18 protein-coding genes are annotated in these 20,771 nt (G+C 60.0%); 13 read left to right on the top strand and 5 right to left on the bottom strand.

The window, feature by feature from the left end:
• Positions 1–2: 2 nt before the first annotated feature.
• Together DC522_RS11855 and DC522_RS11850 are read right to left on the bottom strand one after the other, a co-directional pair.
• Entirely contained in the window at positions 3–923 is a 921-nt protein-coding gene (locus DC522_RS11855) for a branched-chain amino acid ABC transporter permease (RefSeq protein ID WP_116528919.1), read from the bottom strand.
• 223 nt (positions 924–1,146) lie between these two features.
• Entirely contained in the window at positions 1,147–2,322 is a 1,176-nt protein-coding gene (locus DC522_RS11850) for an ABC transporter substrate-binding protein (protein WP_116528972.1), read from the bottom strand.
• Positions 2,323–2,709: 387 nt separating this feature from the next.
• On the opposite strand from DC522_RS11850, the gene DC522_RS11845 reads away from it, so the two are divergent.
• The 9 genes from DC522_RS11845 to DC522_RS11805 all read left to right on the top strand — a co-directional run bounded on the left by DC522_RS11845 (position 2,710) and on the right by DC522_RS11805 (position 13,037).
• Entirely contained in the window at positions 2,710–4,362 is a 1,653-nt protein-coding gene (locus tag DC522_RS11845; RefSeq protein ID WP_116528918.1) for a benzoate-CoA ligase family protein, read from the top strand.
• An 86-nt stretch (positions 4,363–4,448) separates the two neighbouring features.
• Positions 4,449–6,803 (top strand): bifunctional salicylyl-CoA 5-hydroxylase/oxidoreductase, encoded by a 2,355-nt coding sequence (locus DC522_RS11840; RefSeq protein WP_116528971.1) that lies wholly within the window; start codon positions 4,449–4,451, stop codon positions 6,801–6,803.
• A gap of 7 nt (positions 6,804–6,810) precedes the next feature.
• On the top strand, positions 6,811–7,572 hold the full coding sequence (locus tag DC522_RS11835; protein WP_205769616.1) for an SDR family NAD(P)-dependent oxidoreductase: 762 nt from the start codon (positions 6,811–6,813) through the stop codon (positions 7,570–7,572).
• 1 nt (position 7,573) lies between these two features.
• Positions 7,574–8,083, top strand: a complete 510-nt coding sequence (locus tag DC522_RS11830; RefSeq protein WP_205769615.1) for a MarR family winged helix-turn-helix transcriptional regulator — start codon at positions 7,574–7,576, stop codon at positions 8,081–8,083.
• The gene (locus tag DC522_RS11825) at positions 8,080–8,916 is read left to right on the top strand and encodes an enoyl-CoA hydratase family protein (protein ID WP_116528916.1); all 837 of its coding nucleotides are present in this window, start codon (positions 8,080–8,082) and stop codon (positions 8,914–8,916) included. Before DC522_RS11830 ends, DC522_RS11825 begins: the two co-directional genes overlap by 4 nt.
• A 1-nt stretch (position 8,917) precedes the next feature.
• Positions 8,918–10,123 (top strand): acyl-CoA dehydrogenase family protein, encoded by a 1,206-nt coding sequence (locus DC522_RS11820; RefSeq protein ID WP_116528915.1) that lies wholly within the window; start codon positions 8,918–8,920, stop codon positions 10,121–10,123.
• A gap of 80 nt (positions 10,124–10,203) precedes the next feature.
• Entirely contained in the window at positions 10,204–10,647 is a 444-nt protein-coding gene (locus DC522_RS11815) for a RidA family protein (RefSeq protein WP_116528914.1), read from the top strand.
• Between the two features lie 72 nt (positions 10,648–10,719).
• Entirely contained in the window at positions 10,720–11,487 is a 768-nt protein-coding gene (locus tag DC522_RS11810) for an enoyl-CoA hydratase-related protein (protein ID WP_245444100.1), read from the top strand.
• The gene (locus DC522_RS11805; protein WP_245444099.1) at positions 11,487–13,037 is read left to right on the top strand and encodes a 3-hydroxyacyl-CoA dehydrogenase; all 1,551 of its coding nucleotides are present in this window, start codon (positions 11,487–11,489) and stop codon (positions 13,035–13,037) included. Before DC522_RS11810 ends, DC522_RS11805 begins: the two co-directional genes overlap by 1 nt.
• Before the next feature lie 150 nt (positions 13,038–13,187).
• On the opposite strand, the gene DC522_RS11800 is transcribed toward DC522_RS11805, so the two are convergent.
• On the bottom strand, positions 13,188–14,342 hold the full coding sequence (locus DC522_RS11800; RefSeq protein WP_116528912.1) for an IS3 family transposase: 1,155 nt from the start codon (positions 14,340–14,342) through the stop codon (positions 13,188–13,190).
• 1,398 nt (positions 14,343–15,740) lie between these two features.
• Here DC522_RS11800 and DC522_RS11795 point away from each other — a divergent pair.
• On the top strand, positions 15,741–16,142 hold the full coding sequence (locus DC522_RS11795) for a hypothetical protein (protein ID WP_116528911.1): 402 nt from the start codon (positions 15,741–15,743) through the stop codon (positions 16,140–16,142).
• An 833-nt stretch (positions 16,143–16,975) separates the two neighbouring features.
• Here the strand turns inward: DC522_RS11795 and DC522_RS37200 are convergent.
• The gene (locus tag DC522_RS37200; protein WP_116528968.1) at positions 16,976–17,455 is read right to left on the bottom strand and encodes a site-specific integrase; all 480 of its coding nucleotides are present in this window, start codon (positions 17,453–17,455) and stop codon (positions 16,976–16,978) included.
• Between the two features lie 75 nt (positions 17,456–17,530).
• Between DC522_RS37200 and DC522_RS11785 the strand changes: the two genes are divergently transcribed.
• The 3 genes from DC522_RS11785 (at position 17,531) to DC522_RS11775 (ending at position 19,309) form a co-directional block, all read left to right on the top strand.
• Positions 17,531–18,466 carry a diacylglycerol kinase family protein gene (locus tag DC522_RS11785; protein WP_165820129.1) on the top strand — a complete coding sequence of 312 codons (936 nt, stop codon included), beginning with the start codon at positions 17,531–17,533 and terminating at the stop codon, positions 18,464–18,466.
• A gap of 433 nt (positions 18,467–18,899) precedes the next feature.
• A complete protein-coding gene (locus tag DC522_RS11780) occupies positions 18,900–19,172 on the top strand; it encodes a hypothetical protein (protein WP_116528909.1) in 273 nt (90 codons plus the stop codon).
• Positions 19,172–19,309, top strand: coding sequence for a hypothetical protein (locus DC522_RS11775; protein ID WP_245444098.1), 138 nt, complete (start codon positions 19,172–19,174; stop codon positions 19,307–19,309). Before DC522_RS11780 ends, DC522_RS11775 begins: the two co-directional genes overlap by 1 nt.
• A 560-nt stretch (positions 19,310–19,869) precedes the next feature.
• On the opposite strand, the gene DC522_RS11770 is transcribed toward DC522_RS11775, so the two are convergent.
• The gene (locus DC522_RS11770; RefSeq protein WP_116528908.1) at positions 19,870–20,121 is read right to left on the bottom strand and encodes a hypothetical protein; all 252 of its coding nucleotides are present in this window, start codon (positions 20,119–20,121) and stop codon (positions 19,870–19,872) included.
• Positions 20,122–20,771 lie beyond the last annotated feature (650 nt).

Genomic DNA, 20,771 nt, shown 5'->3' with positions numbered 1-20,771 from the left:
CCTCACCGTTTCGCGGGAAAGAGGCCCGAGGGACGGAAGAACAGCACCGCTGCCATGAAGATATAGATCAGCATTGGAGCGATGGCGCGTCCTGCCTGGCTCGCGGCTGCGGGGTCAAGAAAGAGCCGGAGGAGGTTGGGTGCGAAGGAGCGCCCGACCGTATCGACGAGTCCAATGAGGAGGGCCGCCAGGAACGCTCCGCGGATGGAGCCGATACCGCCGATCACGATCACCACAAAAGCGAGGATCAGGACGTTGTCGCCCATGCCCGGCTCCACAGAGAGGATCGGCGCAACCATCGCCCCAGCAAAACCTGCGAGCATGGCGCCGAAGCCGAACACGATCATGAACAGCCTCTGGATATTGACGCCGAGCGCCGACACCATCGGCGCATTCGTCGCGCCTGCGCGGACCAGCATTCCGATCCGGGTGTGGTTGACGAGGCCATAGAGCAGCGCTGCCACCGTAAGGCCAGCGGCGATGATCGCGAGGCGGTAGACCGGGTAGAGCAGGCCGCTCGCGATCTCCACGGAGCCCGAGAGGATCTCAGGAACGGGCACGCTAAGGGGAGCCGCGCCCCAGATGAATTTCACGCCCTGGTTCAGGAACAGGATCACGCCGAAGGTGGCGAGAACCTGATCGAGATGATCCCTGTCGTAGAGGTGCCGGAAGATCAGAACTTCGAGGAGGAGGCCGAAGGCCAGAGTGGTCGCAAGCCCCAGCAGAAGCGCCCAGCCGAAGCTTCCGGTCCAGGCACTGAATGCGGCGACCAGATATGCGCCGATCATGTATTGAACGCCGTGAGCCAGGTTGATGAAGTCCATCACTCCGAACACCAGGGTCAGCCCAGCGGCAATCAGAAACAGGATGAGCCCGAACTGAAGGCCGTTCAGGGCTTGGATGAGGAGAAGAGTCGTCGTCATCGGCGCTTCAATGGCGGCAAACACTCATCGGAAATGTTCGGATGATGTTTGCGGTACAAAGGATTGCCCTGTCCCAAGGCAAGCTCGAGACAGAGCCTCTCATGGTCATGCGATTCTAGAGCATCGGACCCAAAAGTGGACTGCACTTTTGGGATCAATCCGATGCTCTCTGGTCAATTGGCGCATCGTGCGGAAAACCGGGTCCACTTTTCCGCACGATGCGCTAGTTCGTCGCCGCGCATTCCTTGGCATAGGCATCAGTGTAGTCGTCGAACACCTTTTCCACGATCTCAGTCTGGAACTTGCCATCCGCGCGCTTGGCCACCTTCACCAGATAGAAATCCTGGATCGGAAATCCGTTCGCGCCGAACTTGAAGTCGCCGCGCAGCGATTTGAAATCGGCCTTCTTGATGGCTGCCTGCACGGCGTCCTTGTTGTCCATCTTGCCGCCGGTCGCTTTCAAGGCGCTGTCGATCAGAAGGGCCGCGTCATAGGCATGCATGGAATAGGAGCCCGGCACGGAATTATAGGCTGCCTCATAGGCCGCGACGAACTTCTTGTTCAGCGGCGTGTCAAGGTTGGGCGCCCAGTTCGAGCCACCCAGCATGCCGATCGCTGCATCCTGCTGCGCAGGCAGGGTTGATTCATCGACCGTGAAAGCGGACAGGAAGGGAATGCGGTCAGCAAGACCTGCGGCGCGGTACTGCTTGACCAGGTTCACGCCCATGCCGCCTGGCATGAAGGTGAAGATTGCGTCTGGTTGTAGCGAGGCGATCTTGGCGAGTTCCGACTGGAAGTCGAGAGTGTTGAGCGGAACGTAGGATTCCTCAACGATCTCGCCCTTGTAGTGCCGCTTGAACCCGGCGAGGGAATCCTTGCCCGCTTGGTAGTTCGGAGCGAGGAGGTAGACCTTCTTGTAGCCTCGGTCCTGCGCGACCTTGCCGAGAACCTCATGGTTCTGGTCATTCTGATAGGATGTTGCGAAGAAGTAGGGATTGCAGCTCTTGCCGGCGAGGATCGAGGGGCCCGCATTGGTGCTGATGTAGAAGGTCTGTGTATCCACGATCGGCTTGTGGACGGCAACCGCCACGTTCGAGAAGATCGGACCGACGACGAAATCGACCTTGTCGCGCTCGAGCAGGCCCTTGACCTTCGTCACCGCCACGTCGGGCTTCAATTCGTCATCCACGACGATCACCTCGACATCGCGCCCGCCGAGCTTTCCGCCGAGATCCTTCATGGCGAGTTGGAAGCCGTCGCGCGCCTGCTGACCCAGCACGGCCGAGGGACCGGAGAGGGTCAGGAGCAGGCCCACCTTCAGTTTCTCCTGCGCCAGAGCTGGCGCGGCCGCAAGACCAAACGCCAAGCTCATGCCGAGGGTTTTGGTAATCAGATTCATCATGCACTCCCGTGTGGCTGTTCCCCGCGCACGGTTTGCCGTGCTGCGCGATTGTGACGGCGGGGCGCGAGATGCGCCTCGCCGGCGGTCGGCGGTACTGTGCAGCAATTTTGGCCTGCCGAACACTCCTTTCCGCCGGAGCCAAGTGCCTGAATCCCCAGGTTTGGGATTGCCAAGAATTATTTTAGACTTTAAATAATTTCCAGCTTTCTTCAAGCGGATTGTTCCGCAGAGGAAGGTTGCGAATGACAGGCGCGTGATAGAGCGTGAGCGGCCAGAGACGGCGAGGTTCGCTACCCGATGCGACCTCCCCGAAGCGTCTCAGATCCCGCCAACTTTGCTCCGCACGATGCGTCCTCGCGCAAAAACAGAGCAGAGGAACGGACGATGGCTGACACGGCACATGTGGACACCTTCGCGAGAGACAACCTCCCTCCTCAGGATCAATGGCCTGCCTTCCTGTTCGACCGACCGGAACTACAATATTCGGAGCGGATCAACTGCGCGGCGGAGTTCCTCGACCGATGGGTGGACGAGGGCAGGGGAGATGAACTCTGCCTCATCAGCCCTGCCGAGACGCTCACCTATAGCGAGTTGCAGGGGCGGGTGAATCGGATCTGCAACGTGCTCGTCCATAAGCTCGGCTTCGTGCCGGGAAATCGTGTCCTGCTGCGTTCGGCCAACAATCCGATGATGGTGGCGGCTTATCTTGCTGTCCTGAAGGCAGGAGGAGTCGTGGTCGCGACGATGCCCCTCCTGCGTGCCAAGGAAATCGCCTATCCCATCGCCAAGGCCAAGATAGCCATCGCCTTGTGCGATCATCGTCTCTCCGAGGAGATGGAGGGCGCAACAGCACTGTCACCAGAACTGCGCCATGTCGTCTACTGGGGCTCCGACGGGCCGGAAAACCTTGAGGCGCTCATGTCCGATGCCTCGCCGGACTTCCGGGCCGCCGATACGGCGGCGGATGATGTGTGCCTCATTGGGTTCACCTCAGGCACGACGGGCGAACCCAAGGGCACGATGCATTTCCATCGTGACATGCTCGCAATCTGCGATGCTTATGCGAAGAACGTTCTGCGGGCGGAGTCGAGCGATCGCTTCATCGGATCTCCACCGCTGGCCTTCACTTTCGGACTCGGCGGCATCGTGCTCTTCCCCATGCGGATCGGCGCTTCGACCGTGCTTCTGGAGAAAGCCGGACCGGACGATCTTCTCTCTGCGATTGCTCGGTACAAGGCAACCATCTGTTTCACGGCACCGACCGCCTACCGCGCCATGCTGTCGAAGCTTGCGGACCATGACATTTCTTCGCTTCGCAAATGTGTCTCCGCCGGTGAGCCACTGCCCAAGGCCACCTTCGAGGCCTGGGAGGAGGCCACCGGCATCAAGCTGATGGACGGGATCGGCGCGACGGAGATGCTGCACATCTTCATCGCCGCGGCGGAAGACGAGATCCGCCCCGGTGCTACTGGCAAGCCGGTTCCAGGCTATGAGGCGAAGATCATCGACGAGGACGGTCGGACGCTTCCACCCGGGAGCATCGGACGCCTGGCTGTGCGCGGACCGACCGGCTGCCGCTATCTCGCGGATGAGCGGCAGCGCAAATACGTGCAGAACGGCTGGAACATCACTGGCGACACGTACCTCATGGATGAAGACGGGTACTTCTGGTATCAGGCCCGCTCCGACGACATGATCATCTCGTCCGGCTACAACATCGCAGGACCGGAAGTGGAAGCCGTATTGCTGACCCACCCGGCCGTCGCGGAATGCGGCGTGGTCGGAGCTCCCGACGACGGGCGGGGAACAATCGTGAAAGCGTATGTCGTCCTGCGCGCCGATTATGCTCCGGGCCCTGATCTCACCAAGAGGCTCCAGGAGCACGTGAAGGCCGAGATCGCACCTTACAAATACCCCCGCGTCATCGAATATCTCGATGCCTTGCCGCGGACGCAGACCGGGAAGCTCCAGCGTTTCGAACTGCGCCGCATGGCCCAGGAACACAAAGGTCAGAAAAGTGAGGTCGCGAGTGCCTGAGGCTCATTGCGTTGAGCAGGCGTCACAATGGTTGATCGGAAATTGCTTTGATCTTGAAGCAAAATGACTGGGTGGGTTCGGCTTTCATGAAAACGGCGATCATCGGCGGCGGCCCTGCGGGCCTCTACTTCTCCATCCTGCTGAAGAAGCTCCAGCCGGAGGCGGATATCACGGTCTATGAGCGCAACCGTGCCGACGAGACATTCGGCTTCGGTGTCGTGTTTTCCGATGCGACGCTGGACAATTTCGAGAAATACGATCTTCCGAGCTACCAGAGGATCACGCGGGAATTCGCCTATTGGGACGATATCGCGATCCATTTCAAGGGAACCGAGCACCGGATCGGCGGCAACGGATTCTGCGGCTGCTCACGCCGGACATTGCTCCTCATCCTGCAGGATCGCGCGGCGGAACTCGGAGTAAGGCTTCGCTACGCGGTCGACGTGGACGACGAGAGCCTGTTCGACGACGCGGATCTCGTCGTTGTGGCGGACGGCATCAATAGTCGCTTCCGGGACCGTTATGCGGGACACTTCCAGCCGGAGATTGATCTGCGGCCCAACAAGTTTGCCTGGATGGGATCAACCAGGCCGCTCGACGCATTCACCTTTATCTTCCAAGAGACAGAATGGGGGCCATTCATCGCTCATGCCTATCAATACGAAGCGAATCGTTCCACCTGGGTTTTCGAGACCGATCCGGAGACTTTCGAACGGGCAGGTCTGAAGGATATGAGCGAAGCCGAGTCGGCGGCGCTCATGGGAAAGATCTTCGGCTGGTTCCTCGGTGGGCATCGCATTCTCACCAACCGCTCGATCTGGCGTAATTTCCCGATGATCCGGAACCAGCGCTGGGTCATGGGCAACAAGGTGCTGCTGGGCGATGCCAAGGCCTCGGCGCATTTTTCTATCGGGTCAGGCACGAAACTCGCCATGGAGGATGCCATCGCCCTCTACGAGGCGTTCCGGCGCGATGCCACCGTCGAAGGAGCATTGTCCCTTTACGAGACCGGACGGCGCGAGGAGGTGGAGAAGACCCAGCATGCCGCCGACGTCTCCCTCGTCTGGTTCGAGCACGTCGCGCGCTTCTGGGATTTCGACCCCGTGCAATTCGCCTTCGGCGTGATGACCCGCGCCAAGGCCATCACTTACGACAACCTGCGTCTGCGCGCTCCGGATTTCGTGGCGGCCGTCGACCGCACGTTCGCGAGCCAGGTGCGTGGGAAGGGATTCGACGTCTCCATCGATAACCCGAGCGTGCCGATGTTCCAGCCTTTCCGTCTGCGGGAGATGGTGGTTCCCAACAGGGTCGTCGTGTCTCCGATGGATATGTATTCGGCAAAGGACGGCGTTCCCGGAGACTGGCACTTCGTCCATTACGGATCCCGCGCCGTCGGCGGCGCGGGGCTGATCTTCACCGAGATGACCTGCGTCTCGCCGGAGGCCCGCATCACGCGTGGCTGCACAGGACTCTGGAACGATGAACAGGAGGCAGCCTGGAAGCGGATCGTCGAATTCGTTCACGCCAATTCCGCGGCGAAGTTCTGCCTGCAGCTGGGACATTCCGGTCGCAAGGGCGCGACGAAGCTCATGTGGGAGGGAATGGACCGGCCGCTTGAGGAAGGCGGCTGGGATATCTGCTCGGCCTCCCCGATTCCCTACTTCCCTGACAGCAAGGTTCCGCGCGAGACAACCCTCGCCGATATGGACATCATCAGGAGCCAGTTCGTCGAAGCTGCCGAGCGCGGCGAGTGTGCCGGGTTCGACATGCTCGAACTGCACTGCGCTCACGGCTACCTCTTGGCGAGCTTCATCTCGCCGCTCACCAACCGCCGCACAGACGAGTATGGCGGCTCGCTGGAAAACCGGCTGCGTTTCCCGCTTGAGGTGTTTGACGCCATGCGGGAGGTCTGGCCCGCGCACAAGCCGATGTCGGTGCGGATCTCCGCGACTGACTGGGCCGAGGGTGGTGTCACCGGCGAGGACGCCGTTGAGGTCGCGCGCGCTTTCGCCCGGCACGGCGTCGACCTCGTCGACGTCTCGACAGGTCAGACGGTGCGGGACGCCAGGCCTATCTACGGGCGCATGTTTCAGACGCCGTTTTCCGACCAGGTCCGCAACGAGGCACAGGTCGCCACCATGTGCGTCGGCAACATCACGACGGCGGATCAGGTCAACACGATCCTTGCCGCAGGCCGTGCGGATCTCGTCGCTCTGGGACGACCTCACCTGATCGATCCATTCTTCACCATGAAGGCCGCGGCCTGGTATGGCGTGAAGGAGATCCATTGTCCGCCACAATATCTCATGGGGAAGGACCAGATCTTCCGCAACTCCGTTCGCGACCGGCAGGACTTGGAGGATCTCAAGATGAAGGCCAAGCCCAAGACCCGGGCCGAGCTGAAGATGGAGGCCGGCGGGAAGTCCCTCGCCGCGGAATGATATGGATATGAACCTTCTTCAAGGCCGGCACGCAATTGTCACCGGCGGCGGGCGCGGCATCGGCCGAGCCATTGCCAAGACGCTTGCAGGGGCAGGGGCTAAGGTCACCATCCTCGGCCGGAATCAGGCAGCCCTGGATCGCGTTGTATCAGAGGGCGATGCCCATGCCGCCGCCGTGGCCGACGTCACCGATCCGGATGCCGTCCAAGCTGCCGTTCAGGCTGCCATCTCGTGGCATGGACCCGTGGATCTCATGATCGCCAATGCCGGGTCTGCGGCCTCGGCTCCGTTCCTGAAGTCCACTCCGGACGTGTTCCGGCAGATGCTGGACGTCAATCTGCTCGGCGTGACCAACGTCACGCACGCCGTGCTCGGCTCCATGGCCGAGCGGGGGTTCGGGCGCGTTATCGCAGTGGCCTCGACGGCGGGTCTGAAGGGTTATCCTTACGTGAGTGCCTATTGTGCGGCGAAACACGCGGTTATCGGCTTCGTGCGAGCGCTCGCGCTGGAGACGGCGAAGACGGGCATTACCGTCAACGCGGTCTGTCCCGGCTTCACCGATACGGATCTTGTGGCGGAGAGTCTCGAACGCATCATGGCGAAGACGGGCAGAACGCGCGAACAGGCCCTGAGCGAACTCGTGAAGCACAATCCTCAGCAAAGACTGATCAGCCCGTCGGAAGTCGCCGATGCGGTCTTGTGGCTATGCGGCGAGGGGGCCCGCTCCGTGACAGGCCAAGCCATCGCGGTGGCAGGTGGAGAGATTTGATATGAGCAACCAGACAATCCCGCTTGATGCCGAGACGAAGGCCATCGAGATGCCCGAAGATCACCGTGACGAACTTCGGCTCTGGCTCCGGCTGCTGACATGCTCCACGCTGATCGAAGGCGAGGTTCGTCGTCGTCTGCGCGATCGGTTCGACGTGACCCTTCCCCGTTTCGATCTCATGGCGCAGCTCGACAAAACACCGGAGGGGATGACGCTCTCGGACCTCTCGAAGCGGATGATGGTGTCGAACGGCAATCTCACCAGCCTGGTCGACCGGCTCGTCGCCTCCGGGCACATCGAACGCCGCGTCTCCGAGATCGATCGGAGGGCTCAGATCGTCAACCTGACGCCAGCCGGCCGGTCCGAGTTCCGCGCGATGGCTGCCGAGCACGAGGCGTGGATCGCCGAGATCTTCGGCGGGCTCACGCAGAGGGAGCGGAAGGAATTGATGCGCCTGCTCGCCAAAACAAAACTCTCCGCCAGAAACGCCATCACGGGAGTGGCTCAGTGATGAAGTTCGCCAATCCAGTCAAATTGCCCCTCGCCGAGTATACGCCTCGTCACTTCCTTCTCTCGGTGGAAGGTCCAGTCGCGACGGTCACATTCAACCGTCCGGAAAAGAAGAATCCACTGACATTCGAGAGTTACCGCGAGCTGACGGACTTCTTCCATGCCTGTACGAGGGACGACAGCGTCAAGGCCATCGTTGTGACAGGTGCAGGCGGCAACTTTTCCTCCGGCGGCGATGTGTTCGAGATCATCGGGCCGTTGGTTGAGATGGATACGAAAGGCCTGACGGCCTTCACGCGCATGACCGGCGAGTTGGTGAAAGCCATGCGGGCCGCTCCCCAGCCCATCATCGCGGCCGTCGAGGGGATCTGCGCGGGCGCCGGGGCCATCGTCGCCATGGCCTCCGATCTCCGGCTCGCGGTGCCGAGTGCCAAGGTGGCTTTCCTGTTCAACAAGGTGGGACTGGCTGGCTGCGATATGGGCGCCTGTGCGATCCTGCCACGCATCATCGGTCAGGGTCGAGCCTCGGAGCTTCTTTACACGGGCCGCTTCATGAAGGCTGAGGAGGGCGAGCGCTGGGGATTCTTCAGCCGCCTTGTCGACGAGGCCGAACTCCTTCGCGAGGCAAAGGCCTTGGCGCGAGAGATCGGCTCGGGACCAACCTACGCCAATACGATGACTAAGCGCATGCTTGCCATGGAATGGGCAATGTCTGTGGAGGAAGCGATTGAGGCGGAAGCCGTCGCTCAGGCTCTATGCATGACGACGGAGGACTTCGCCCGCGCCTACAGGGCCTTTGCGGCGCAAGAAAAGCCGGTCTTCCAGGGAGACTGACATGATCGACGCCACGTTTCTGAAATGGCCTTTCTTCAATGATCGTCACCTCCAGTATGCGGAGTCGCTGAAGACCTGGGTCGAGACTGAATCACATGGCCTTGTCGATCATGGCGATGTGGATGGATCGTGCCGCCGCATCGTGCGCAAGCTGGGCGACGATGGATGGTTGAGAGCTGTCATACCGGAAGCTCATGGCGGCCTCTATTCGACCCTCGATGTCCGGACGCTCTGCCTGTCGCGCGAAACGCTGGCCTACCAGGATGGGCTTGTGGATTTTGCCTTCGCGATGCAGGGCCTCGGCTCCGGCCCGATCAGCCTTTTCGGTTCCGAGGACGTGAAGCGCCAGTACCTGCCGAAGGTGGCCCGCGGTGAGGCCATCGCGGCCTTCGCGCTGTCCGAGCCGGAGGCCGGATCGGACGTCGCGGCCATGAGCACCACCGCAGTTCCGGATGGCCTTGGTCACGTGCGAATTGATGGCCTCAAGACGTGGATCTCCAACGGCGGTATCGCGGATTACTATATCGTCTTCGCACGGTCCGGAGAGGCTCCTGGCGCGAAGGGATTGTCCGCCTATGTGGTCGATGCCGATACTCCCGGTCTCATCATCGAGAATCGTATCGATGTTATCGCGCCGCATCCGCTCGCAACCCTGCGTTTCGAGGGTTGTAGAGTTCCGTTGACGAAGCGGATCGGTAATCCAGGAGAAGGTTTCAAGGTCGCCATGGCGACCCTGGACGTCTTTCGCTCGACCGTCGGCGCCGCATCGCTCGGATTTGCCCGCAGGGCCTTGGATGAGGCGTTGCGTCACGCCTCGTCCCGGCATCTCTTCGGAGCTCCCTTGGCAGAACTCCAGATGACGCAAGCCGCCTTGGCCGACATGGCGACAAACGTCGACACCGCGGCACTCCTTATCTACCGCGCCGCGTGGGCGAAGGATCAGGGTGCGCCTCGGGTGACGCGAGAGGCTGCGATGGCCAAGATGCACGCCACCGAGGCCGCTCAAGATGTCATTGACAAGGCGGTTCAGATCTTCGGCGGCCTCGGAGTTACCAAGGGCGTGAAGGTCGAGGAACTCTACCGTGAAATTCGTGCGCTGCGCATCTACGAGGGTGCAACGGAAGTGCAGAAGGTCGTGATTGCGCGCGAACTTCTGAAAATGCTCGATGGATCTCGTTCCGAGAGCCCGCTGAGCAAACGGACCTGAAGCGGGAAAACCCGTCGGCAGCAGCAAGCGGGTTGCTACAGGGCGTGAGGCCTTGGAACACACTACTAGGAGAACTGCCAATGACGGTCTCTGGAGGCTCTCAAGCCACGCCGATCCTCGATGAGGGCGTCGCGGCTCTGCAGCCGAAGAATTGGCCGACTCCCAAGGGCTATTCGAACGGCATGATGGCGGAGGGACGGATTCTCGTGACAGGCGGGATCGTGGGCTGGAACGAGGCGGGCGAGTTTCCCGAAGGCTTCGTCGCGCAGGCGCGCCAAGTGCTGGAGAACATCTGCACCATCCTGGCGGAAGGCGGGGCCAAGCCCCGGCATGTCGTCCGGCTAACCTGGTATGTCGTCGACATCGATGATTACCTGGCCAACCTGCGTGAACTGGGTCGTGCCTACCGGAGTGTCTTCGGAACGCATTACCCGGCAATGGCTCTGGTTCAGGTCGTGCGGCTGGTGGAAAGGAACGCACTCGTCGAGATCGAGGCGACGGCTGTCGTTCCTTCGGGAAAATGAGCACCGCTGCTCTGGCCTGTCAGCCATGGCCAAAGAGCTGAAACGTTAAATAGGATGTGTCGGGAGGGAAGCATGGAGGTTTTGCTGGAGAGTGGGGGTGAATGCGTCGCTCTCGTGCGCATCAATCGGCCAGAGGCTCGGAACGCGTTGAACAGCGCCGTGCGCGAACAACTGGCTCGAACCTTTGTGGAACTTGCCAGCAATGACGACATCCGCTGTGTCGTTGTGACCGGAATGGAGAAGGTTTTCGCCGCAGGCGCCGACATCAAGGCCATGGCGGACGCTCAGCCGATCGACATGATCCTTCGCGCAAGCGAGCGGAACTGGGGCCCCATCAAGGATTTCCCCAAACCACTCATCGCTGCGGTGAATGGATTTGCGTTGGGAGGCGGGTGCGAGCTTGCCATGCATGCCGACATGATCATCGCCGGCGCGAGCGCCAAATTCGCGCAGCCTGAGATCAGGGTCGGGATTATTCCAGGAGCGGGCGGAACTCAGCGTCTCCTCAGAGCCGTCGGCAAGTTCAAGGCGATGAAGATCCTGCTCACGGGGGAGATGGTTTCAGCTCAGGAAGCGGAGGCCATGGGGCTAGTCACCGAGGTCGTGCCTGACGACGAGGTCCTCGACCGCGCGCTGGCACTCGCCCGCTCGATCGCCCTTCTGCCGCCGCTCGCGGTCCGCAAGATCAAAGAGTTGGTCCTGCAAGGGGGCGATCTTCCCCTGGAAGCGGCCCTCGTCATGGAACGGCATGCCTTCCAGCTTATGTTCGCGACCGCAGACCAGAAGGAAGGCATGCAGGCCTTCATCGAGAAACGATCACCGAATTTCACGGGTCTTTGATGATGACGCTCAAGGCCACTCGGCCGGATCTTACTCTTGGAATTGTCGGGGCCGGCATCATGGGCCGCGGCATCGCTCAAGTGGCGGCCGAGGCAGGGATCACAGTCCTCCTGGCTGATGCTCGGCCGGAGGCCGTCGCCGAGGCTGTCGATTTTTGCGCCGGCATGATCCGCCGCAAAGCTGCCAAGGGAAGCCTCACCCCTGAGAACGCCGAAGCTGCCGTTGGTCGCCTGCGGGCGACGAATGCCGGACCTGACAGAGGCTACGATGCCTTCGCTTCCTGCCATATCGTTATCGAAGCCGTCGCCGAGCGCCTGGATGTCAAGCAGATGGTGATCGCCGCGCTCGAGAGAGTGGTCCGTGACGACTGCATTCTTGCGACGAACACATCCTCGCTTTCGGTCACCGGGATCGCCGCCAAGGCTCGCCAGCCGGAGCGTGTGGCAGGCTTTCACTTTTTTAACCCGGTTCCGCTGATGAAGCTGGTCGAGGTCATCGGCGGCATCATGACAGATGAATGTGTCCTCGATGCACTCACGGCCGTCGCTCATCGCCTGGGCCACCGGCCGGTTCGTGCCTCCGACACGCCTGGCTTTCTCGTCAATCATGCTGGCCGGGCCTTTGCGACGGAAGCTCTTCGTATCGTATCGGAGGACATCGCGGATTTTGCCGATGTGGACCGGGTCATGGTGGATGCGGCAGGATTTCGCCTCGGTCCCTTTGAGCTTCTGGATCTAACCGGTCTCGATGTCTCCCATGCAGTGATTGAATCGATCTATCACCAATACTACGAGGAGCCTCGCTATCGGCCCGTCCCGATCGTCGCTCAGCGCCATGCTGCAGGGCTTTTCGGCCGTAAGACAGGGCGAGGCTTCTATGCCTATGTCAACGGACGCGCACAGAAGCCATCGGAAGCGGCAGTTCCGGAATTGGATCTGACGGGCGTCAGGGTCTGGATCAGCAACCGTCATCAGGATGCAGCCGATGTCTTGCGCAGTGTCATTGAGGCGGCTGGAGCACACATTGAGACCGGCGAGCGGCCGTCCGATGATGCCATCATCATGCTCACGCCGTTCGGGGAGGATACAACGACTGCCACTTTGGCTGAGGATCTCGACCCGACCCGGTCTGTGGCGGTCGACTGCCTGTTCGGCTTGGATCGCAGACGGACGCTCATGGGAACGCCCATTACCCGCCAGGATATAAGAGACGCCGCTCACGCGCTGCTCGCAGCCGGCAATCAACCCGTGACGGTCATTCACGACAGTCCCGGCTTCATCGCCCAGCGCATTATTGCGTGCATTGTGAATATCGGAGCAGACATCGCGCAGCAGCGCATTGCGACACCTGAGGACATTAACAGCGCCGTCGAGATCGGCTTGGGTTATCCGCGGGGTTCGCTGCGTTTCGGAGATGATCTCGGACCCCGGCGAATTCTCAGCATCCTCGATGCATGCCATGCCTTCTATGGCGATCCACGCTATCGCGCGAGCCCGTGGCTCAAACGCCGCGCTCTTCTAGGCGCGCCTCTGACTCTACGAGATGTATAAGCCTCAGCCCCATATGGTGCGGATTTCCGGGCTGATGAGCACGCTAGTGGCGCTCTGTTGCAAGGATCGGACTGTGCACACATTGACCGCGTGTACTCCGAATTCAAGCGAAGTGGATTTGCTTCGGTTTAGTGGGGAGCGGGTTGAGAGCTATCTGGCCAGCCTTTCGAACTGAACCGGACTGACATAATCGAGCGTCCAATGACGCCGGACGGGGTTGTAGAAACCATCAATGTAATGGCCGATCGCCTCCTCGGCCTCGGCCCTTGTCTGGAAGACGGTGCGCCAGACCAGCTCGGATTTCAAGCTCTTGAAGAATGTCTCGACCACCGCATTGCCGAAACAGTTCCCTTTCCCGGGCATTGAGGTCCGGATGCCATGTTTCCTCAGCTCCGTCTGGTGGGCTGTTGAGCAATATTGGCTGCCGCGATCACTATGGTGGATCAGCCCCTTGTCCGGCCGCCAAACCGCCAGGGCCTTGCGCAGCGCCTCCAGAGCCAACTCCTTGTGCAACCGGTCGCTCACCGCCCAGCCGACCACCCGCCGAGCGAAGAGATCGAGGATGACGGCCAGATACAGCCAGCCCTCGCTCGTCCACACGTACGAGATATTTGCAGCCCACTTTTGGTTCGGGCCCTCAGCCGAGAAGTCCTGCTCGATCGCGTTGGGAGCAAGCCGGAAAGAATGGTGGCAGTCGGGGGTGCGCTTGAAGCGGCGCCTCTGCCGGGCCTTGAGACCGTTCTCGCGCATCAGCCGGGCGGTGCGGCGCCGACCAACCTCCAGCCCCTCGTCCTGCAGCTCGCGGGTCGTACGCGGGCTGCCGTAGGTGCCGTTCGAACGGGCAAAAGCCGAGCGGATATGGGCCAGCAGCACCAGATCCTCCCGCTGCCGGCAGCTGGCCGGACGAGAACTCCATGCGAAATAGCCGCTTGGGCTTACGTTCAGAATCTGGCACAGACGCTGGACGGGGAAGTCCTCTTTCGCCGCATTGATGAACTGGAACTTCTTCGACTTCCCTCCGTGGCGAAAAGCCGTGGCCCTCTTCAGGATCTCCCGCTCCTGGTCCCGCACCTGGCGCAGGATCTCGTTCTCGCGCCGCAGCCGCTTCAGTTCGGCCGCCATGTCCTCCTGACGGTCCTCGGGCGGGTCGTCGATTTCGCGCTCGCGGCGGCGATCAATCCAGTGGCGCAGGGTCGACAGACCGACGCCGAGATCCGCGGCAATCTCACGTCGGCTGCGGCCGCTCGTTAGAGCAAGCCGCACAGCCTCATCCTGAAACTCTTTCGTAAAGCGTGTGCGGGGCATGGAGATCCTCCTGCGTCACGACAGAGCTCGCCATTTTCCCGAACCAAGCCCAGGATCTTCCTATGCCACCTAAAAGGAGGTAGTGGATGTGAAAAGGGCAGCCATAGAGAACCGCCCCCTTGAGAAGTCATGGGAACTGGAGATTTCACTACCCCTTCAGTCTATTGAACTGGGAACGCTAGTGGGCTGTTAGCTCAATGCCTAGTGTGCAGACTTGCCCCCAGCCCAGCCCTCTAGGCACCTTACTTGGCCCCAAGAGAGAGCCTCAGGTCCGAACCCTGGGGCTCTTTGCTTTGGGGAGGTTAGTGCCATAGACAGGCGTTCTTGGTCGGATAGGGCGGACCTTCCAAGCCGAGATCGCCGCCAGTACTGCGAGGGCGACAGTGGAAAGAGCCATCCAGGAATGAAAAAGGGCCGCGCCTGAACTCTGATCTGGTCCAGGTCTGCGGCCCTTGGCCCGCCGCCCCCACGGGAAGCCCACCGGTATCTGATTTGCTATTCGTGTGAATAGGAACCAAACGGAGTACCCCTTTAGAGCTGTGTTGGTTCGTTAACTTCTTGTTTACTGTGGCTCATCAGCCATGATTGGCCCCTGCGGCTGATCACTCAGAGGCGCCTTCGGGCGCTTTTCTTTCTGGTTGCGTTGTTCCCACCAGACCGGAGAGGAACTGATCCACAGCCATCAACAGTCGAACTCGTTTGTTCGCTATTTGTTCTCATTTCGTGGTAAGCTGAGAAGTTGATTGGGGAGAACAAGAATGAGGTTGCCTCGCCTGTCCCTGCGTATTTGGAAGCTGCTCGACGCTCATGCCGAAGGTCCTTTGGCAGTTGGAGCCTTGGTTCTCATCGTGCTGGCTTTGATAGTAGCAAAGTACCTTGCCAGTCTTTAAGCCTGAGAGGGAACCCGCGTAAGGCCTAGCCGTTGGCCTCACGGACTTCATTAATTTCCTCTGGTTGAACTCATGAGCCTGACGGTGGTCCTCCCATCAGGCTCTTTTCCTTTGATCAACCAACTGTCGCGCTAGCCAATGTCTCAGTTGCCTTTTCTGGCCTCAGGTGAGTGTAGCGGCTCAACATTCGTGGATCGCGGTGGCCGCTGATCAGAGCCAATCTAGGTCAAGCAGCCTAGAGTCTCGGACGTGAAAAGTGGACTTGCACTTTTGGGTCCGATGCTCCCTTCCTCAGTGCGTGCATCGTTGAAAGCGGAACCGGAGGTCCGCGTCAGCGACCCGAAGGGCCACGTCAGTGAAAACCGGGTCTACTTTTTAAGCACGATGCGCCAGCGCCGAGGATGAATAGAAGCTGCATGGATTGTTCGGGTTCGCTTCAAGGGATGTGAGGCAATCTCCTGAGCAATGGGTGCCTCAGTACGAGTTCAGCCCTGACAGGAGAGTTCGGATGAGCTTTGGAGTGAAAAGGGTTGTGCTTGGTGTTGTTGCCGCTCTGACGGTTGGCGGTGCGACTCAGGCATCCGAGCTGAGTTTCACCGTCCCCACAAACGGCTATGATCTGCATCAGAACATTGCTGATTACGGCAACGGGTCGTTTGAGCGTAACGACTACAGCCACCGCGAACATTGGTCCGAGCATCGTGATCCAGGCCGCTATTACGGACGTCCTGTTCCCGAGTGGAAGGAGAGGCGGCCCCACTGGGGCGCGTACTACGGTGTTCCTGTCGCGGAGCGGCCTGTGTTTGCAGGGCCAAGATGGGGCTATCACGAGGATTGCAGGATCATCATCAAAGAGCGGGTGAACCGCTGGGGCGAGACGGTTCAGGTGCGTAGAGAGGTTTGTCGCTGAACCTGATCTTTGCCAGTGCAGAAGCAGGAAGAAGAACTCAGGATGAGCATCGTCCTCAGCTCAAGCATTCCTGGTCCTTCCCATCTGTTGAACTTGAGCCTGACGATGATCCCATCAGGCTCTTTTCTTTTGATCAACCAACAATTGCCTTAGCCAACTTCTCAGCCTCTCGTGAGTGTAGCAGCTCAGCCCCCTCGGATCACTGTGCCCACTATCAGTTCTGAACGTTCTCAAAGATGCTGACTACAGCATCGTGCGGACCTCCGGTTCCGCTCTCAACGATGCTCTCATTGACGGAGAAAGCATCGGATGGGTCCCAAAAGTGCAAATCCACTTTTCACGTCCGATGCTGTAGAAGCCTGAGAGGCATCGCTTCAATCTATTGTGAAACGTAAAGCAAAGTAATGCGTTGGCCCGTAGCTGCCATTTACGTGGAGACGGGATGATGAGGAAGACAACTTGGCTATTAGCGGCAACATTGATTGGCTCAAGTATGGTTGCTTCGCCACCTTCGTCTGCTCAGGTCCAGTTTGGTATTGGTCCAGATGGTCCAAGCGTTCGGGTTGGTCCTGACGAAGATCGATATGAACGGCGTTATATTGAGCGTCGCCGCATTTACGACGATGATCGGCTATCTACCGGAAGTGTAAGTCGCTGTCGGACTGTGATCATTCGTGAAGAGGATGAGGATGGAGACATTGTTACTCGCCGCGTGAGGCGTTGCCGCCGATAGCTTGTTTCATCATGCCCTGTTGAAAGGGTCTGAGAGGCGACATTCTAATCTCTCAGACTCTTCTTCCCGCTTCTCTCAGGTTGCTACCCTAGCCAACTTCTCAGCCACCTTTTGAGGCCAGTATCTCAACCGCCTTTGGTGTGAGCGGGATCGTCCGAGGATGACCATTCTTGGTCCTGAGCATGCAGATGGTCGGAGCAGTCATATCTACGTCCTTCCATCGGATCGACGGAAGTTCGCCCCGGCGCATCCCTGTTTCGATGGCGAGAGCGATCAGAGGGCGAAGATACCAAGCTGAGTTTGACCTGAGTGCCTCTAACAATCGTGCGTCATCCCCATCCTCAAGCCGCCGTTCTCTCGGCTTAGGGTCGCTTGGGAGCTTGATCTGATGGACAGGGTTGGAGTGGATAGTCCCATTCCACTCAGCCCTTGCCACCTCAAAAACGTGATGAAGCACTACCAGTTCACGACGTACCGATGCTGGCTTGACAACCTTCAAGCGGTTGTCCCCGCGCCCTGCGGCATTAGTCGTGCGAGGGGAGGGGGAATGCGAGACCGTGCTGTCACCTCGGCTCGGCATACGCGACCGCCTTCAGGAGAAACCGTTTCGCCATGCGGCGCATTAGCATGGCTGGGCTTGCCGGATTCACCACTCATGTCATCTCGGACGAGAGTTGCCGTATTCCTGAACGTCTCTGCCGGGATGCTGGAGGGCCAATGCAGTGACACCCTTCGCGCAGCGCTGACCGCCGCCTTCGAGCAGCATCGGGTTTCAGCGACCCTGGAATTCCTAACAGGACCGGAGCTGCATAAGGCGTCACAGCACGCTGCGCATCGCATCAAGGATCAAGAGCTGGACGCTATCGTGGTGGGCGGCGGGGACGGCAGCATTCGCACCGTCGCCGATGTACTCTCCGGAACGAACATTCCGCTCGGCATCCTACCGTTCGGAACCCTAAACCATTTCGCCCGGGATCTTGGCATTCCCACCACGATCGACGAAGCGGTGGCGCTGATCGCTGCCGGACAAACCCGTCTACTCGACGTGGGAGAGGTCAATGGAGAGACCTTCATCAACAATTCCTCCATCGGACTTTATCCGTATCTGGTTCGGGAGCGGGAGCGAAGGCGGCGCCGAGAAGGGTTGTCGAAGTTGAGCGCCTTGATCATGTCCGGGTTTCGCGTGCTGCGCCATCTTCCGCTGAGGCGGCTCTCGATTGCCGCAGAAGGTTTGGTTCAACCGTGCCGGAGCCCAATCGTGTTTATTGGCAACAACGAATACGCTCTCACGGCGTCGGTCTTCGGCAGGCGGGGGAGGCTGGACAGTGGAGAGCTCTGCATCTACATCACCCGGGCCCAGAGCCGGCTGGCTCTGTTATGGCTTGCTGCTCGGGCGGTCGTGGGGCGTTTGGAGTTGAAGCGGGACCTGCGGATCATGAGAGTCTCGAGAGCCGAGATCCGCTCGCGGGCCAGCAGGCTTCTCGTCGCGCTCGACGGAGAGGTTGTCGTCCTGCGCTCGCCACTGTGCTACCGAAGCCGGCCCGGTGCCCTGCGTGTTTTCGGGGCCCCGACGCAAGAGGATAACGAGTAGCGGAGCCTCTAACTTTTCATCAGAGGGTCCTGGGTTCGAGTCCCAGCGCGCTCACTACCTCAAACCCTGAACTGGCAAGGATTCCATATTCATCTTCTGGCAGCGGCCTCGGGTCCAAATTGCTCTCGGGTAACACTGAGGGTGACAGCGGAGTAGCTTGGCCTGTTCGAGACCCTTCTCGTCTCCCTTCGCAAAAGGCGCCCCGAATGGCACGAATCCCAAGAGAGGCTTGGGCGATTCGCTCCGACAATTAGGGCAGAGTCGGCGTCCTATTATGCCTTTGGGCCAGCGAACAGATGGCGGGGCTGTTGCAACCGATCGGATTTGCACCTTGCGAACCAATCCGCTTTGAACAGACTGTTGCAAGGCATTCGGCAGAGCCGAGGCGGGTGAGAGAAGGGCAGAACGTAATCCTGAAGCCGGAGAACAGCCTATGAAGCATTCTGATTTCCAGATCGGCTGCGAGTTCACGACCCCGGCTGGTCGCTGGCGCTGCACGGATACCGGAACCCGGACCGTCGTGGCGATCAGGATCGACCTGGTTGAAACCACGACCCTTGTCGATGGACATCACGTCAGACGGTATCTCACGCAGGAGGAGGCGGAGCTCGAAGGATGGTTTAACGGCCCACCCTACGCGGTCGCCGAGGTGGTCTTCGATGAGGACGATATGGAGGAGTGTGATCCCGTCGGATCAGGGGATTGATGCCTGACGAACTGCGCTCCCCGATCAAGCACCAGCTGGTGCTGCACAGAATCGGCCCGGGGCAGGGTATCCGGCGCTTCTACAGCCTCATGATCGAGCGGGATCTGTTCGGGACCGTGCGCCTGGTGCGCAACTGAGGCCGGATTGGCACTGCAGGCTATCGCCAAGGCGAAGCGGCGGCGGGGCTATCAGGATCTGTGAGAGATTGCCGATGGTTTGCGTCCCGCACGGCCAGTTGATGCCACTGGCGGTTGGGTTTGCGTCTTGGAGCTTGGGACCGCCTTGCCCGCAGTTGGTCCTGAAGGACTCGAACCTCCTCTTGCAGCCGTTCGAGGCGGTCCAGGAGTTCGGCATCGCTCCATCGCGGCGATGAGCGACGAGCCGTCTGCAATAGACGTGGACCGATGACATGGCGGATCATCTCGAGGACTGCGGGACCGACGCCCGGAATTGTGAGCCAGTCGCGGTCTGAAATCTCGGCCACCTCACGCAGGCTGGGACAGCGGCCATTAAACTCGCTCAGGATCACGGATCCTACCCGCGATGGAACGGCCCTCAGAGGAAAAGGCTCATCCGGGTGCATGGATTACCCCCGCAACTTAAGCTGACTTAGCATTGCGGCGCGGACATCTGGGCTGATCCAAGGCAGGTTGTCGGCGGATGTTCGGTTTTCGCCAATGTCACCTTCTGAGGTAACTTAGTTTTTCCAGAAAGAGCCGACTGAGTGCAGAGGCGGGTCTAAGGGGATGGACAAGAGGATGTTGCCGGACGGGTCAACGATATCGAGCCGCCAGCCCTGCCATGATGCCCCAAGCTGGATCGCCTCCTCTCGAATGTCCTCGATGGCTTGAAGCGCGTGGTCCTTCGCCGTCGTCAGATCGGTAACTTCGATGCCGACATCATCTGGAATGGTCTCGTGACTGTTCACAAGATGAAAGTAGCAGCGCATCGATGACCTCTGGATCGAAGGCAGAGCCGAACTGCTCAACCAAGATCTTGGGCTACTTAGGCTCATGTACCGGTTCAGCCATAGAACCATTTGACATGGAGGTATGGGGGAATAAAAGCCGCGCTGTTGCGTTATTCTTCCTCATCAGGGTGGAACTGAGAGGCTGTTCGATTATGGAACAGGGCGCAGAGCGCCATCGCCAAGCAGTAGAAGTCTTAAGGATGGGAAAGAGCCCTATCTCAGTCGGACTGCGGAACACTCCTCTCTTCGCGGTGATGGGGGCCATCGTGGGCATTTTCATAGCCACGATCCGGCATCTTTTTCACGACCACCAGAATATGGACTCCGAAGAGCTGCGCTGGCACTTCATCCCCCAAATGCTCGTCGCCATGTTGGTAGGCGCTACATTACTTGGCGGGGTGTCCGCCATCCGAAGTTGGCGGAAACGGCGGCGGGGCTATCGAGATCTGTGAGGGCTACGCTGCGGCAGGAAGACAACTGCGTTCCTTGCAGAAGGCAGCCATGTCACAAAGAACCCGGCACGGGGCCGGGTTCCTGTTTCGGAGACGGTCGTCATGAGCATCAAGACGTCCATGGACCAACGCCGAAGCTCGTGTCGCCGTTCCCCAACCGGCGAGCGTGAGGCGCTG

Origin of the sequence: Microvirga sp. KLBC 81, assembly GCF_003075415.1 — a bacterium.
Classification (GTDB): domain Bacteria; phylum Pseudomonadota; class Alphaproteobacteria; order Rhizobiales; family Beijerinckiaceae; genus Microvirga.
The sequence above is the reverse complement of the archived record's forward strand: the minus strand, read 5'-3'. Positions and strand labels throughout refer to the sequence as shown.

Excerpts from the sequence above, each read along its gene's own strand:
- DC522_RS11795 (WP_116528911.1), top strand. The coding sequence starts at position 15,741 with ATGAGCTTTGGAGTGAAAAGGGTTGTGCTTGGTGTTGTTGCCGCTCTG.
- DC522_RS11780 (WP_116528909.1), top strand. The coding sequence starts at position 18,900 with ATGAAGCATTCTGATTTCCAGATCGGCTGCGAGTTCACGACCCCGGCT.
- DC522_RS11805 (WP_245444099.1), top strand. The coding sequence starts at position 11,487 with ATGATGACGCTCAAGGCCACTCGGCCGGATCTTACTCTTGGAATTGTC.
- DC522_RS11850 (WP_116528972.1), bottom strand. The coding sequence starts at position 2,322 with ATGAATCTGATTACCAAAACCCTCGGCATGAGCTTGGCGTTTGGTCTT.
- DC522_RS11820 (WP_116528915.1), top strand. The coding sequence starts at position 8,918 with ATGATCGACGCCACGTTTCTGAAATGGCCTTTCTTCAATGATCGTCAC.
- DC522_RS11835 (WP_205769616.1), top strand. The coding sequence starts at position 6,811 with ATGAACCTTCTTCAAGGCCGGCACGCAATTGTCACCGGCGGCGGGCGC.
- DC522_RS11855 (WP_116528919.1), bottom strand. The coding sequence starts at position 923 with ATGACGACGACTCTTCTCCTCATCCAAGCCCTGAACGGCCTTCAGTTC.
- DC522_RS11810 (WP_245444100.1), top strand. The coding sequence starts at position 10,720 with ATGGAGGTTTTGCTGGAGAGTGGGGGTGAATGCGTCGCTCTCGTGCGC.
- DC522_RS11775 (WP_245444098.1), top strand. The coding sequence starts at position 19,172 with ATGCCTGACGAACTGCGCTCCCCGATCAAGCACCAGCTGGTGCTGCAC.
- DC522_RS11830 (WP_205769615.1), top strand. The coding sequence starts at position 7,574 with ATGAGCAACCAGACAATCCCGCTTGATGCCGAGACGAAGGCCATCGAG.
- DC522_RS11845 (WP_116528918.1), top strand. The coding sequence starts at position 2,710 with ATGGCTGACACGGCACATGTGGACACCTTCGCGAGAGACAACCTCCCT.
- DC522_RS11785 (WP_165820129.1), top strand. The coding sequence starts at position 17,531 with ATGTCATCTCGGACGAGAGTTGCCGTATTCCTGAACGTCTCTGCCGGG.
- DC522_RS11800 (WP_116528912.1), bottom strand. The coding sequence starts at position 14,342 with ATGCCCCGCACACGCTTTACGAAAGAGTTTCAGGATGAGGCTGTGCGG.
- DC522_RS37200 (WP_116528968.1), bottom strand. The coding sequence starts at position 17,455 with ATGCCGAGCCGAGGTGACAGCACGGTCTCGCATTCCCCCTCCCCTCGC.
- DC522_RS11770 (WP_116528908.1), bottom strand. The coding sequence starts at position 20,121 with ATGCGCTGCTACTTTCATCTTGTGAACAGTCACGAGACCATTCCAGAT.
- DC522_RS11815 (WP_116528914.1), top strand. The coding sequence starts at position 10,204 with ATGACGGTCTCTGGAGGCTCTCAAGCCACGCCGATCCTCGATGAGGGC.
- DC522_RS11840 (WP_116528971.1), top strand. The coding sequence starts at position 4,449 with ATGAAAACGGCGATCATCGGCGGCGGCCCTGCGGGCCTCTACTTCTCC.